12 protein-coding genes and 1 other RNA gene are annotated in these 13307 nt (G+C 67.7%); 3 read left to right on the forward strand and 10 right to left on the reverse strand.

The genetic code is table 11. The features are described 5' to 3' along the window. Positions 1-2 precede the first annotated feature (2 nt). The 9 genes from mraY to rsmI all read right to left on the reverse strand — a co-directional run bounded on the left by mraY (position 3) and on the right by rsmI (position 9237). Complete coding sequence (mraY, locus tag F816_RS0113095) at positions 3-1085, reverse strand: phospho-N-acetylmuramoyl-pentapeptide-transferase (protein WP_019595103.1); 1083 nt, start codon at positions 1083-1085, stop codon at positions 3-5. Then, on the reverse strand, positions 1066-2436 hold the full coding sequence (gene murF, locus F816_RS0113100) for a UDP-N-acetylmuramoyl-tripeptide--D-alanyl-D-alanine ligase (RefSeq protein WP_026333277.1): 1371 nt from the start codon (positions 2434-2436) through the stop codon (positions 1066-1068). The genes mraY and murF overlap by 20 nt, the downstream gene beginning before the upstream one ends. Then, positions 2433-3974, reverse strand: a complete 1542-nt coding sequence (locus F816_RS0113105; protein ID WP_019595105.1) for a UDP-N-acetylmuramoyl-L-alanyl-D-glutamate--2,6-diaminopimelate ligase — start codon at positions 3972-3974, stop codon at positions 2433-2435. The genes murF and F816_RS0113105 overlap by 4 nt, the downstream gene beginning before the upstream one ends. Then, positions 3971-5686: a penicillin-binding protein 2 gene (locus F816_RS0113110; protein WP_019595106.1), complete on the reverse strand. Its 1716-nt coding sequence runs from the start codon at positions 5684-5686 to the stop codon at positions 3971-3973. Before F816_RS0113110 ends, F816_RS0113105 begins: the two co-directional genes overlap by 4 nt. Then, on the reverse strand, positions 5674-5958 hold the full coding sequence (gene ftsL / locus F816_RS0113115) for a cell division protein FtsL (protein ID WP_018168234.1): 285 nt from the start codon (positions 5956-5958) through the stop codon (positions 5674-5676). The genes F816_RS0113110 and ftsL overlap by 13 nt, the downstream gene beginning before the upstream one ends. Beyond that, positions 5958-6884, reverse strand: a complete 927-nt coding sequence (gene rsmH, locus F816_RS0113120; protein ID WP_019595107.1) for a 16S rRNA (cytosine(1402)-N(4))-methyltransferase RsmH — start codon at positions 6882-6884, stop codon at positions 5958-5960. Before rsmH ends, ftsL begins: the two co-directional genes overlap by 1 nt. 5 nt (positions 6885-6889) lie before the next feature. Beyond that, a complete protein-coding gene (gene mraZ, locus F816_RS0113125) occupies positions 6890-7330 on the reverse strand; it encodes a division/cell wall cluster transcriptional repressor MraZ (RefSeq protein ID WP_018144475.1) in 441 nt (146 codons plus the stop codon). Positions 7331-7617: 287 nt separating this feature from the next. Next, an RNA gene (gene rnpB, locus F816_RS14200) (RNase P RNA component class A) lies at positions 7618-7969 on the reverse strand. A 431-nt stretch (positions 7970-8400) separates the two neighbouring features. Beyond that, positions 8401-9237 (reverse strand): 16S rRNA (cytidine(1402)-2'-O)-methyltransferase, encoded by an 837-nt coding sequence (gene rsmI, locus F816_RS0113130; RefSeq protein ID WP_081622709.1) that lies wholly within the window; start codon positions 9235-9237, stop codon positions 8401-8403. 81 nt (positions 9238-9318) lie between these two features. Here rsmI and F816_RS0113135 point away from each other — a divergent pair, with 81 nt between their 5' ends. The 3 genes from F816_RS0113135 to F816_RS0113145 are packed head-to-tail and all read left to right on the forward strand — an operon-like array spanning position 9319 to position 12925. After that, entirely contained in the window at positions 9319-11178 is a 1860-nt protein-coding gene (locus tag F816_RS0113135) for a penicillin-binding protein activator (protein WP_019595109.1), read from the forward strand. Further along, positions 11179-11535, forward strand: a complete 357-nt coding sequence (locus tag F816_RS0113140) for a YraN family protein (protein ID WP_019595110.1) — start codon at positions 11179-11181, stop codon at positions 11533-11535. Positions 11536-11545: 10 nt separating this feature from the next. After that, entirely contained in the window at positions 11546-12925 is a 1380-nt protein-coding gene (locus tag F816_RS0113145; RefSeq protein ID WP_019595111.1) for an FAD-binding oxidoreductase, read from the forward strand. Positions 12926-12979: 54 nt separating this feature from the next. Here F816_RS0113145 and F816_RS0113150 read toward each other — a convergent pair. After that, a partial coding sequence (locus tag F816_RS0113150) for an ISL3 family transposase (RefSeq protein ID WP_019595112.1) occupies positions 12980-13307 on the reverse strand: 328 nt, incomplete at its 5' end.

A 13307-nucleotide genomic window follows, 5' to 3' on the forward strand; every position in this document is an offset into this window, starting at 1 on the left:
GATCAGCGCACCTTCAGGGTCGCGAGACCGATGAGAACGAACACCACGGTCAGGATCCAGAAACGCACGATCACGCGCGGCTCCGGCCAGCCCTTGAGTTCGAAGTGGTGGTGCAACGGCGCCATGCGAAAGATGCGCCGCCCAGTGAGCTTGAAAGAGGCGACCTGGAGCATCACCGAAAGCGTCTCCAGCACAAAGATGCCACCCATGATCAGCAACACGACCTCCTGCCGGGTGATGATCGCCAGCATGCCCAGGGCCGCGCCCAGGGCCAGCGCCCCGACATCGCCCATGAAGACCTGCGCCGGGTAGGTGTTGAACCACAGGAATCCGAGCCCGGCGCCGACCAGGGCGGAGGTAAAAATCACCACCTCGCCCACGCCGGGTACCGCCGGAATACCGAGATAGTCGGCGAATACCGCATGGCCCGCCGCGTAGGCGAACACGCCCAGGGCACCGGCTACCAGCACCGCCGGCATGATCGCCAGGCCATCCAGCCCATCGGTCAGGTTCACGGCATTGGAGGAACCCACGACCACCAGCCAGACCAGCGGGATGAACAGCCAGCCCAGGCTGAACTGGATGTCCTTGAACACCGGCAGGTAGAAGGTCGTCTCTACTGGCCCCTGCGCGGTGTACATGATCACCCCCGCGGCGACCAGGGCGAACAAGGTCTGCCACAGGAGCTTGGCGCGCGCCGAGAGGCCCTTGCTGTTGCCATAGCGCAGCTTCAGGTAGTCGTCCCAACCACCCACGGCGCCGAACGCCAGGGTGGTCAGCAGCACGAGCCAGACGAAGCGGTTGGTCAGGTCGCTCCACAGCAGGGTCGCCGCCGCGACCGCAACCAGAATCAAGGCACCGCCCATGGTCGGCGTGCCGGCCTTGGTCAGGTGCGACTCGGGACCGTCATCGCGGATCTGCTGGCCGACATTGCCGACCGTCAGGCGGCGGATCATCGCCGGCCCGATCAGCAGCGCGATCGCCAGCGCGGTAACCACCCCGAGGATGGCGCGAACGGTCAGATACTGAAAGACCGTGAAGCCGGAATAGAACTGGCTCAGGTATTCAGTCAGCGCGAACAGCATTCGCCACCTCCGGCGCTGACGAGGCCAGGTCCAGCCCCTCGATGATCTGTTCCATGTGCTGGCTGCGCGAGCCCTTTACCAGGACCGTGGTGCCCTCCCCCAGGAGGCCCTCCAGGCGGGAGCGCAGCGCCGCATGGTCGGCAAACCACTCGCCGCCGTCGCCAAAGGCCTCGGCGCTGTCGCGCGCGGCCTCGCCCAGCGCCAGGCAGTGTTCGATCCCCACCGCGCGGGCCAGGCGCCCGGTTTCCCGGTGCAACGCCGGGGTCTCGGCGCCTAGTTCCCCCATGGCACCCAGCACCAGGATGCGCCGGCCGGGCATCGCCGCCAGCACCTCGAGTCCGGCCCGCAGCGAGTCCGGATTGGCGTTGTAGCTGTCGTCCCAAAGTCGGGCGCCACTGACGTGCCAAAGCTCCTGCAGACGGCCGCGCACCGGCTTCCAGCGCATGAGCCCCTCGACGATCCGGTCAATCCCAATGCCGACCGCGTTCGCCGCGGCGGCGGCCGCCACGGCATTGGCTGCGAGGTGGCGCCCGGGACCGGCCAGGCGCAGATCGCGGCCGGCCCCGAGGATGGACAGGCGCAGCCGGTCCGGGGCTTGCCACATGCCTTCCACCTCGCCGCCACCCTCCAGTGAAAAGCGCTGGCAGTGGTGATGCTCGTTCAGCGACAGCCAGTAGTCGGCAAAGGGATCGTCCAGATTGATGACCGCGGTGCCGCCCTGCGCCGGGAGACCGGAGTAGATCTCGGCCTTGGCATGAGCGACGCCCTCGAGGCTGCCGAAGCCCTCGAGATGGGCGCGACCGGCATTGGTGATCATGGCAACCTGCGGTTCGACCCAGCGCGCCATGCGGCCGATCTCGCCGGCGTGATTGGCGCCCAGCTCGATCACCGCATAGTCGACTTCACAGGGCATCGCCAGCAATGTCAGCGGCGCGCCGATCTCGTTATTCAGGTTGCCCGCGGTGGCATGCACCGACCCCACCCCCTCGAGGATGCAGCGGAGCATCTCCTTGGTCGTGGTCTTGCCATTGGAGCCGGTCAGGGCGATCACCCGCGCCCGGCTCTGGCGCCGCCAATGGCGGCCCAGGCGGCCCAGGGCCTCGCGGGTATCGGCGACGATGATCTGCGGCTGCGGCATGTCGAGCGCCCTGTCCACCAGCAGCACGGCCGCCGGCAGATCGGCGCCGACCTGTGCGTGGGCATCAAAATTCGACCCCTTCAACGCGATAAACAGCGCACCCGGGCGCGGCTCGCGAGTGTCCGTAAACACGCCCTCGAAGGCCGTGTCGGGGGCCCCTTGCAGGCGCCCATGGACCGCCTCGGCCAGTTCCTGGCTGGTCATTCGAATCATTGCCCCTCCCCCCTGATCGCGCGGTCCTGGCCACGCGGGTCCTGTAGGTGCGGGCCCGCCCGAGCCTGCACCTGTTCACGGTCGCTGAACGGATAGCGCTGACCGCGGATCTCCTGGGTCGTCTCGTGACCCTTACCGGCCACCAGCACCGCATCCCCGGCAACGGCCTCGGCCAGCGCACTGGCAATCGCCGTTGCGCGATCGCCAATCTCGTGGCATTCGGCGGAATCGGCGCAGCCGGCAAGGATCTCGGCGCGGATCGCGGCCGGGTCTTCTCCGCGCGGGTTGTCATCGGTCACGAAGATCACGTCGGCCTCCCGGCAGGCCACCTGGCCCATTGCCGGGCGCTTGCCGCGATCGCGGTCGCCGCCGCAGCCGAACACCACGCTCAGGCGCCCGCGCACATGGGGTCGAAGCGCCTGCAATGCAGCCTCCAGGGCCTGGGTGGTATGCGCGTAATCGACCACTGCCAAGGCCCCGTTCGCGAGCGGGAAGCGCTCCATGCGGCCGGGCACGCCGGGGAGCTCGGCGACTGCCGCGATCGCCTCCTCGCGTTCCACCCCGAGGCCCTGCAACGTAGCGAGGGTCGCCAGCAGATTGCCGACCTGGAACAGGCCGAACAGGGTGGAACGAACCGGATAGTCCCGGCCGTCGGCCTCGAGGGTGAAGCGCAGCCCTTCGGCTGTGGCCTCTATGTCTCGGGCGCGCAGATCGGCGGCTGCACCCAGTGCGCTGTAGGTCAGGACCTGGACGCCGGCCGGCAGATCCTGCGCGACCTGGCGTCCAAATGCATCATCGATATTCAGGACCGCCGTTTGCAGACCACGCCAGACGAACAGCCGCGCCTTGGCTGCCGCATACGCCTCCTGACTACCGTGGAAATCGAGGTGATCGGAACTTAGTCGGGTCAGCACCCCGACGCTGATCGGGGCTCCGGCGAGGCGCCCTTGTGCCAAACCGTGCGAGGAGGCCTCCAGCGCCACGGCACCACAACCGGCCGCGGCCAGCTCGGCCAGGTGGCGATGCAGGTCCAGTACACCCGGGGTCGTGTGCCCGGTATCCACCAGGTGGCCCGGTCGCCCGACGCCGAGCGTGCCGATCAGACCGGTGGGCCGACCCAGGGTCTCCAGGGCCAGTGCGATCAGGTGCGTGACCGAGGTCTTGCCGTCGGTACCGGTCACCGCCACCAGCGGGGCCGCCTCCGGCCAGGTACCGAACAATCCGCGCGCCATCTGCGGCAGCCGTTCTCTCAGGCCCGGCACATGGAGCATCGGCACAGCAGGGAATGTTTCCGGGGTTCCGGCCTCGTCCCACAGGATCACGCTGGCACCCCGTGCCACGGCATCGGCAGCATGCGCCAGCCCATGGCCGTGCGTGCCGGCCAGGGCCACAAAGGCGGTGCCGGGCGCGACCCGGCGGCTATCCTGAACCAGGTCGGCGACCGGCAAGTCCGCCAGGTCGGGGCGCAGGAGATCGGCCGGCAACAAATCGCCCAGCACCGATCCGGCCTCGCCTTGGGTATCACGGGCGGCCATCATGTCGCCCCCTCGTGGTCCGCGGCCAGACGCATGGGGACCTCCGGCATCGCGTCCGGGCGCACGTTGAACATGCGCAGGGCCGAACCGACGACATTACGGAACACCGGCGCGGCGACCGCCCCACCGTAGTAGACGCCGGCATCCGGCTCGTCGATCACCACGGCCATGACAAAACGCGGATCGGAGGCCGGGGCCAGGCCGACGAAACTCGAAAAATAGCGGTCCTCGGTATAACCGCCCGGACCGCTCTTGCGGCTGGTGCCGGTCTTGCCGGCCACCCGGTAACCGTCGATCGCCGCCTGACGCGCGGTGCCCTCGGTACCGATCACATGCTCCATCATTGCCAGCACCTGGCGGGCAGTACGCGGAGTCATCACCTGCGCCGACTCGCGCAGATCGTCGGCGGTGCGCACGAGACGCACCGGCACCCGCTCGCCGTCATTGGCAAAGGCGGTGTAGGAGGCCGCCATCTGCAACGGGGACAGCGACAGCCCGTAGCCATAACCGAGCGTGGCCTGTTCGACCTCGCGCCAGGTGGTGAAATCGCGCAGCCGCCCCATGGCCTCGCCCGGGAAATGGGTACCCAGCGCCTGCCCGAAGCCCGCCTGATGCAGGGTCTTCCAGAAACGATCCGCGGGGGTATCCAAAGCCAGCTGTGTGGCCCCGACATTGCTCGAACGGGCGATCAGGGTGGTGAGGTCGATCGTCCCGTAGTCGCGCAGGTCGCGCACGGTCAAGCGCCCCACCCGCATGGTGCCGGGGCCGGTCTCCAGCATGGTGTTGGCATCCACCACACCGGCATCCAGGGCGGCCGCCACGGTAAACGGCTTCAGCACCGACCCGGGCTCCATGGTATCGGTGATGGCCCGGTTGCGGGCGCGATCGGAACGGATAGCGCCGCGATTGTTCGGGTTGAATCCGGGCTGATTGACCAGCGCCAGGATCTCGCCGCTGCGGGCGTCCAGAAGGACAGCGGAGCCGCCACGGGCATTGTGTTCGGCGACCGCGGTCTTCAGTTCGCGGTACGCCAGATACTGCAGGCGCTGATCCAGGGTCAGGGCCAGGGTGTTGCCGTCACGCGCGGGGCGAATACTGGCGACATCACGGATGCTGCGGCCATAGCGGTCGCGCAGCACCCGCTTGGCACCTGGATGACCGGACAACCACTGGTCAAAGGCCAGTTCCACGCCCTCCTGGCCCTGATCGTCGATATTGGTATAGCCCAGCACATGCGAGGTGGCCTCGCCATGCGGGTAATAACGCCGGAATTCGCGGGTCAGGCCGACGCCCTGGATGCGCAGGGCCGCTACGCGCTCGGCCTGATCCGGCAACATTTGGCGGCGCAGGTAGATGAATTCGCGCGAGGCACGCGCCTCGATACGCTCCGCCAGCCAGTCCGGCTCCACCTCCAACGCCGCGGCCAAATCCGGCCAGCGCTCGCGCTGGCCCATCAAGTCCTGTGGGTTGGCCCAGGCGGTCTGCACCGGGGCCGAAATGGCCAGGGGTTCGCCGTGACGGTCGGTAATCATGCCGCGGTTCGCGGACTCGGTCAGGGTGCGCACCTGGCGCTGCTCACCCTGCTTGGTCAGGAAGTCACGCTCCAGGACCTGCAGATCGACGGCGCGCAACAACAACGCGGCGCTCGCGACGGCGAACACGGCGATCACGACCTTCAGGCGGCCACCACTGATCTGCCGCTTCAGCGCGCCCACGAGCTACCCCCGATCACCACGATGCGATCCGAATCGGGCTGAATCATGTCGAGACGCTCGCGCGCCTGCTCCTCAACCCGGCCCTGGGTCGCCCAGGTCGATTGCTCGATCTGCAGCTGCGTCCACTCAAGGTTAAGGACATCGCGCTGGCTCAATGCCTGCTGCTGATCGATAAAGGCCTGGCGCGACTCATGCTTGGCCGCCACCACCCCGACCGCCGAGGCAAACACGCCGGTTGCCAGCGCCACCGCCAGGAGTCCGCGCGCGACCATCAGAGTCGCTCCCCGACACGCAGCACGGCCGAGCGCGAACGCGGATTGATGCGCTGCTCCTCGCGATCGGCATGGATCGGCTTGCCGACCGGGCGCAGCTTGCGTTCCGGCTCCTCCGGCATCACCGGAAGGCCGCGCGGCAGGCGCACGCTGGACACCGGCTTGCGCAGGGCCTGCTTTACCAGTCGGTCTTCCAGTGAATGGAAGCTGATCACCACCAGCCGCGCACCAGGCGGGAGCACATCGGGGATCGTCGCCAGCCACTGCTCCAGCTCGGACAGCTCCTCGTTCACGAAGATGCGCAGGGCCTGGAAGGTGCGGGTGGCCGGATGCTTGCCGGGCTCGCGTTTCGGGACCGCACGGCGAACGATCTCGGCCAGTTCGCCGGTGCGGCTAAGCGGTGCCTCGGTGCGTGCAGCCACAATGGCCCGGGCAATGCGCCGCGAGTGGCGCTCCTCGCCGTATTGATAGATCACGTTCGCGATCTCGGTCTCGTCGGCCCGCGCCAGCCACTCCGCCGCGCTCTCGCCGCTGTTCGGATCCATGCGCATGTCCAGCGGGCCGTCGTGCTGAAAACTGAATCCGCGCTCGGGCGTATCCAGCTGGGGCGAGGACACGCCCAAGTCCAGAAAGACGCCGTCCGGACACCGGTCCGGCGACCGCCGTTCCAGCGTGGCGGCCATGGTCGAGAACGGCGCGGCCTCGAAGGCAAAACGCGGATCATCGGCAAAGGAGGCGGCCGCTGTGGCGGCCTCCGGATCGCGATCCATGGCCAGCAGCCGGCCGTCCGGGCCCAGGCGATCCAGGATCGCCCGGCTGTGCCCACCACGGCCGAAGGTGCCATCGACGTAAAAGCCGTCAGCGCGCACGGCCAGGCCCTCCAGCACCGCGTCGCGCAGCACCGGGATGTGGGAGACGGCTTCCATGTCCGTCACAACGCGATGGACTCGAGCGCTTCATCATCCACGTCACCCCCCAGCACCTGGGCGCAGGTCTCCTCCCAGGCGGCCTCGCCCCAGATCTCGAACTTCTTGCCCTGGCCCAGCAGCACCACCCGCTTTTCCAGGCCGGCGTACTGACGCAGGGGCGGGGGCAGCAACAGGCGTCCGCTGCCGTCCAGCTCGCACTCGGTGGCATGGCCCACCAGCAGGCGCTGCAGATTGCGCACCTTGGGATTCATGTTGGGGCGGGACATCAGGTTCTGCTCAATGCGCTCCCACTCGGGGAACGGGTACAAGAGCAGGCAGCGGGAGGGATCAACCGTGATCACCAGCTGACTGTTGCAGCTCGCAGCGAGGTCGTCGCGATACCGCGCCGGCATGGCCAGGCGGCCCTTCGCATCCAGATTGAGCTGGCTAACGCCTCGAAACATCGCTGATAACGGTGGTTACCCACCTTTCCCCACTTTGACCCACTTTCCGACACTATAGGTACGGGCATCCTCCAGAGTCAAGAAAATCGACCCCGAAAAACGAAAAATAAGCGTTGAATCACAGAGACTTAGCGCACCCACCCCGAGGCGGACGAAAGAGCGGGGAGAAGGGTATTAAAAGCCTCGCGTTGAGGCTCAAACTTAATGCATCACCTTACAAGTTTGCCGCACACACAGCCGTGCACACGCAGACCGGGGCGGCCGCGGGGGGCTTGATCGTGGGAAAAAGTGGGAGCCGGCCGTAAGCCGGGTTCTGTCGAGGACAGTCATTCATCTGGGACGTCCGTCACCGGACGCCTCGAGCAGCCTACCCGGGTGCGATGCGGGCCACACCATGCACCCCTATTTGGCCTTGCTCCGGACGGGGTTTACCCTGCCACGAACTGTTACCAGTCGCGCGGTGCGCTCTTACCGCACCATTTCACCCTTACCTGTACCCGGCGAACCGGGCCATCGGCGGTATATTTTCTGCGGCACTTTCCGTCGGCTCGCGCCGCCCAGGCGTTACCTGGCGTCCTGCCCTATGGAGCCCGGACTTTCCTCCACATCCGAGGATGCAGCGACTGCCTGGCCGACTCCCGCGCTCCTTGTACGCCGCCGCGCGCGCGAACGCAAGGCTTTTCAACGACCTGCTCCGCAAGGGCTTGCCCACCACGAAGCGCACGAAGGCCCGAAGAAGGTCAAGGGCGGGCTAACCACGGAGAACACCGAGTTCACGGAGAAAGACATCGTTGTGGCCTGGGTGCGCCTGGATCTGCCATCCACGGGGATCTTCACCGGCAGGGTGCGATCGTGCTGAACCGCAAGATATATGGATGCCGATGAGCAGAGCGAATCGCAGCATTGGCTCACGCGGGCCCGGACCATTGGTGCGTTCCGCGGCGTTCAACATCAACCTGCCTGCCTCTCTGGAAGCCCTGCGCTGCTCTCCGTGTACTCCGTGCCCTCTGTGGCGCAAACGCGCTTGACCTTCTTCGAGCCTTCGTGCGCTTCGTGGTAAATGAAAAGCCCTACCCGCCCGCGTCCTTGAGGGCGAGGGCACGGGCGTAAACGCGATTGCGCGGCAAGTCGGTGGCATCAGAGAGCAGGCGCGCCGCGCGTTTGAGGGGGAGTTCGTGCAACAGCGCCGCGAGCAGGCGCTCGTGCTCGTCGGACAGGGGCATGTCGGCCTCACCCCCTGTGTCGGGTGCGGGCGCTGGGCCCAGGATCAGCACGAACTCGCCGCGGGTGCGGTTGCTATCGGCATCCAGCCAGGCCGGCAGTTCGCCGGCGGGGCCGCGATAGTGTTCCTCGAACTGCTTGGTCAACTCCCGCGCCAGGAAGACCTCCCGCCCTGGCGCCAGCTGCGCCAGGTTGGCGGCGGCCGCGCGAACACGATGCGACGATTCGAACAAAATGGTGGTGACCGGCTGGGCCAGCAATGCCTCCAGCCGCCGTTGGCGCGCCCCGGCGGCATGCGGCAGGAAGCCCTCGAAGCAGAAGCGGTCGGACGGCAGCCCGGCAACCGCCAGCGCAGCCAGGGGCGCACTGGGACCCGGTACGGCGCGCACATCCAACCCGGCCTCGCGCGCCGCCCTCACTAGCCGAAAACCCGGGTCCGACACCAGCGGCGTGCCGGCATCGGAAATCAGCGCGACGGACTCCCCCGCCCTCAGCGCCTCCAGCAGCAAGGGAATACGCTCCGCCTCGTTATGCTCGTGCAGGCTGACCAGCGGCGTGTGCACGCCCAGATGGGCCAGCAGCCCGGCGCTGTGTCGCGTATCCTCCGCCGCAATGCGCTGCACCCGACCGAGGACCTCGCCCGCCCGCGGGCTCATATCTCCAAGATTACCAATCGGGGTAGCCACCACCCACAACGTGCCCCAGTTCGTTGACACGGCCTGATGCGCTTTCAATACTGACTCCTCATTCGCTGACGAACCGCTATCGTGACCCGAATCCCCGAACGCGCCGGGCATACCCGGCCCCTGTCCCGTCTTGCCCTGTTGCTGCTGGCCACGGCCATCGTGGTGGGCTGTGCCACGCCGCGCCCGGATCCGGAGCCGACCCCAGACGCCGAGGTCCGGCCGGACCTGGCCGAACTCCCTCCCGAGGTGCGCGCCAGCCTGCTGCTAAGCGAGGCCCGCTCGCGGCCGGAGCCCGACCTCGTGCGCCGCGCCATCGAGGCCGTGCTGGCGCTCGATCCCGCGACGCCGGACCAGCTGGACCGGGCCGAAGCCCTGTGGGCCGAACTTCCCGAGGCCGAACGTGACACCCAGGAAGCCCGCCTTCTAGGCGCGCGACTCGCAGCAGCACAACGGGATTGGGAGCTCGCCCGCGAACGACTGGGTGCAGACGACCCGGACGACCCAACGCGATCCCCGGGGGTCTATCGCCAGGGGCTTGCCCTGCACGCCCGGATACTGGAACAGGAGAGCCAATGGTATCAGGCCCTGGACACCCGGCTGCGCCTGGACCGCCTGCTGATCATGGAGCCCGACACACACGCCGAGAATCAGCAGCGCATATGGGGGCTGCTCGCGGCCCTGCGCCCGGCCCAGCGCGACCGGATCGTGGGCAACCACCCGCCGGACGGGGATGCCTGGGTCAGCCTGTTCCGACTGCTGCGCGCCGCCGATACCGAGGAACAGGCGCACCTGGCCGCCGGATTGTGGCGCGAGCGCCATCCCGCGCACCCAGCCAACAGCCTGCTGCCGGAACTCATCGCCAGCCACCCGCTGGTCGCGGACGCGCCTGGGGATACCCTGGTGCTGCTGCCGCTGTCGGGCGACCTGGCCGCACTGGGCAACGCCATACTCGACGGAATCACCCGCGCCTACTACGCGGAGGGTGGCGGCAACGGCCGGCTGATCGTGCGCGACACGCGCGGCGAGCCGGACGGCGCGGCCGCCCTGTACCGGCGTGGCGTGGACTCCGGTGTCGCGCGCATCATCGGTCCGCTGCGGCGTGAGTCGGTAAGCCAGGTGGCCGCTAGCGATCAGACCCTCCCGACCATCCTGCTGAACCGCACGGAAGTCTCAACCCCCAGCGAACTCACAACGCTGGCCTTGAATCCGGAAGAGGATGCCCGTGCGGTGGCCGACCGGGCAGCCCGCGCCGGGTGGCATCACCCGCTGGTGCTCCTGCCGGAAGGGGCCTTCGGCGATCGCGTGGCACGTGCCTTCCAAGCGGCATTGGCCGACGAGGACCGGCGCCCGCGAGACGTCATTCGCATCCAGCCTAGCGCCGGGGAGCTGAACGCCACCATTGGCGACGCTCTCGGCATCCAGCAGAGCGAGGCGCGCATTCGCGATGTGGCACGCCGGACCGGGCTGGAACTGGAAGGCGACCCTCAGGTGCGTGCGGATGTGGACCACATCTTCATTGCCGGCACGGCGCCGCAAGTTCGGCGCATCGTGCCGCATCTCCATTTCCACCGGGCCAGCCAACTCCCGATGATGGCCACGCCCCATGTCTATTCCGGACGCCCGGATGCCAGTCGCGACGCCGATCTCAACGGGATCGTGTTCCCCGATACGCCCCGGCTGTTCGACCGAGTGAGCCCGCTGGCGGACGACGAACAAGCGCGCGACGAGGCACTCCCCCGGTTCGTCGCCCTGGGCATGGACGCGATGCGCCTGAGCCTGCGCCAGGACGGGATTCGCAACGCCCCCCATCATCAGCTAACCGGCGGCGCTGGCACCTGGAGCCTGAACCCCTTCAACCACGAGTGGGTGAGAGAACCGGCCTGGGCGCGCTTTGAGGGCGGCGAGCCCCGACGCATCGACGTCCACGCCGGAGGCTCCTGAGTGTTTCGCCCGGGTGCCTCGGGGCAGGCCGCCGAGAAGCGAGCCGCGGACTACCTGGAGTCACACGGACTGCAGATCCGTGCGCGTAATGTCCGCCGCCCCTACGGCGAGCTCGACCTTGTCGCACTCGAGGACGATACCCTGGTGCTGGTGGAAGTACGCAAGCGCAGCCACCCGGGCTTTGGGGGCGGCGCGGAGAGCATCGACTGGCGCAAGCGTGAGCGCCTGTTGCGGGTGGCCGAGGCGTACCTGCAGGAAAGCGCCTGGAACGGCCCGGTCCGCTTTGATGTGATGACCCTGGATGGCCAGGACCGGATCGAGTGGCTGCAGGACGCCATCCAGGCATCCACCCCGTGAGCGCCCACCGATGACCCCTCTGGCTCGCGAACTGGAACAGCTCCTGGCGCCCGGCGATTGTCTGCTCGATCCCGCGGACTGCTGGACCTACGGTGCCGACAACTCGAAGCTGCATGCGGTGCCAGATGCCGTCGCCTTCCCACGGGACGCCGATATGGTGCGCGAGCTGGTGCGCCTTTGCCGGCGCCTCGGCGTGGCCCTGACCAGCCGCGGACGCGGCACGGGCACCACCGGTGCCGCGGTCCCGGACCATGGCGGGCTGGTGGTGTCATTCGAGCACATGAACCGCATCCTAGAGGTGGATCCGGATAATCGCTGGCTGATCGCGGAGCCGGGCGCCACCAACGGCGAGATCCAGCAGGCGGCAGGCGCCACGGGCTTCTTCTGGCCGCCGGACCCTACCAGCAGCGCCTATTGCACGCTCGGTGGCAATCTCGCCTATAACTCCGCCGGCCCGCACGCGGTCAAGTACGGTACCCCGCGTGACAACACCCTGGGGCTGTCCGGCGTGGCCGGAACCGGCGAGGCATTCCGCACCGGCGTCCATACCACCAAGGGCGTGGTGGGATACGACCTCACCCGCCTGCTGATCGGATCCGAAGGGACCCTGGCCGTGCTCACCGAGGCCACCTTGCGCCTGACACCCAAGCCGGAGGCGACGCGCCTGATCCAGGCGGTCTACCGCGACGTCGGCGCCGCGGCCCGGGCCGTATCCCGGCTGATGGCGCGCGCCGAGGTCCCGTCGGCACTGGAGTTCATGGACCATTCGGCGATCGCGATGATCCGCGACTACGCGCCGGGATGCCCCCTGCCCGCCGCGGCCGGCGCGATCCTGATGATCGAGACCGATGGCACCGAGGCCGGCATCGAGGCCACCACCGCCGGCATCCGGCGCGCGGCCGAGGGCGAAGGCTGCGTGCAGACCCTCAGCGCCGACACCCCGGAAGAGGCCCAGGCGCTCTGGGCCGTGCGCAAGGCCCTGTCACCGGCGTTACGCACGGTGGCACCGAAAAAGATTAACGAAGACGTGGTCGTGCCGGTCTCGCGCATTCCCGACCTGATTGCCGGACTCGACCGGCTGGCCGCGGAACACGCCATCAAGATCGTGAACTTCGGCCATGCCGGCAACGGCAACATTCATGTAAACCTGCTGGTGAACCCGGATGACCCGGCGGAACTCGCGGCGGCGGAGCGTTGCCTGGACGGCGTCTTCACCCTGGTGTTGTCGCTAGGCGGGACGCTCTCGGGCGAACACGGCATCGGGCTGGTGAAGCGACCCTATATCAGCCGGGAATTGGACCCGGTGGCACTGGGACTGATGGCCGGCATCAAGCGAACGTTCGACCCGGACAACATCCTGAACCCCGGCAAGGCGCCCGGGCCCGTTTAGCCAAGTACCGGTCAAGCGAATTCGCTCCCCAGCAGGGCCCGGAAAAGAAAAGGTTCATCGAGCATTACCGGGGAAGGCTGCGCGGATTTTGAGGAAGAAGTATTCCTGGTCGCGGTAGCCATAGGCCCGACGCTTGATGACCTTGATCGTGTTGTTAATGCCCTCGACGACGCTGGTGTTCAGCCGGTGGCGGCAGCGCGAGACGATGCCGGGTAGGTAGGGCTCCAGCAGGCGTGCGAAGCGCTGCAGGGCCTGGATTCCACTCTCGTGCGCTTGCTGCACCCATTGCCGCCACGCCTGGTACGTCCGCTCGGGGCTGCGCTGGAACCACAGTCTCTTGAGTTCGTCGCGTAAGAGGTAGACCGTCAGTAACGCTTGGTTG

The organism is Thioalkalivibrio sp. ALM2T (assembly GCF_000381505.1).
Classification (GTDB): domain Bacteria; phylum Pseudomonadota; class Gammaproteobacteria; order Ectothiorhodospirales; family Ectothiorhodospiraceae; genus Thioalkalivibrio; species Thioalkalivibrio versutus.

Coding starts and splice junctions, on each gene's coding strand:
- ftsL (WP_018168234.1), bottom strand. CDS start 5,958: ATGGTCGCGCGCGGACTCCTGGCGGTGGCGCTGGCAACCGGCGTGTTT.
- rsmH (WP_019595107.1), bottom strand. CDS start 6,884: ATGGAAGCCGTCTCCCACATCCCGGTGCTGCGCGACGCGGTGCTGGAG.
- F816_RS0113105 (WP_019595105.1), bottom strand. CDS start 3,974: ATGATGGCCGCCCGTGATACCCAAGGCGAGGCCGGATCGGTGCTGGGC.
- murF (WP_026333277.1), bottom strand. CDS start 2,436: ATGATTCGAATGACCAGCCAGGAACTGGCCGAGGCGGTCCATGGGCGC.
- mraZ (WP_018144475.1), bottom strand. CDS start 7,330: ATGTTTCGAGGCGTTAGCCAGCTCAATCTGGATGCGAAGGGCCGCCTG.
- mraY (WP_019595103.1), bottom strand. CDS start 1,085: ATGCTGTTCGCGCTGACTGAATACCTGAGCCAGTTCTATTCCGGCTTC.
- F816_RS0113145 (WP_019595111.1), top strand. CDS start 11,546: ATGACCCCTCTGGCTCGCGAACTGGAACAGCTCCTGGCGCCCGGCGAT.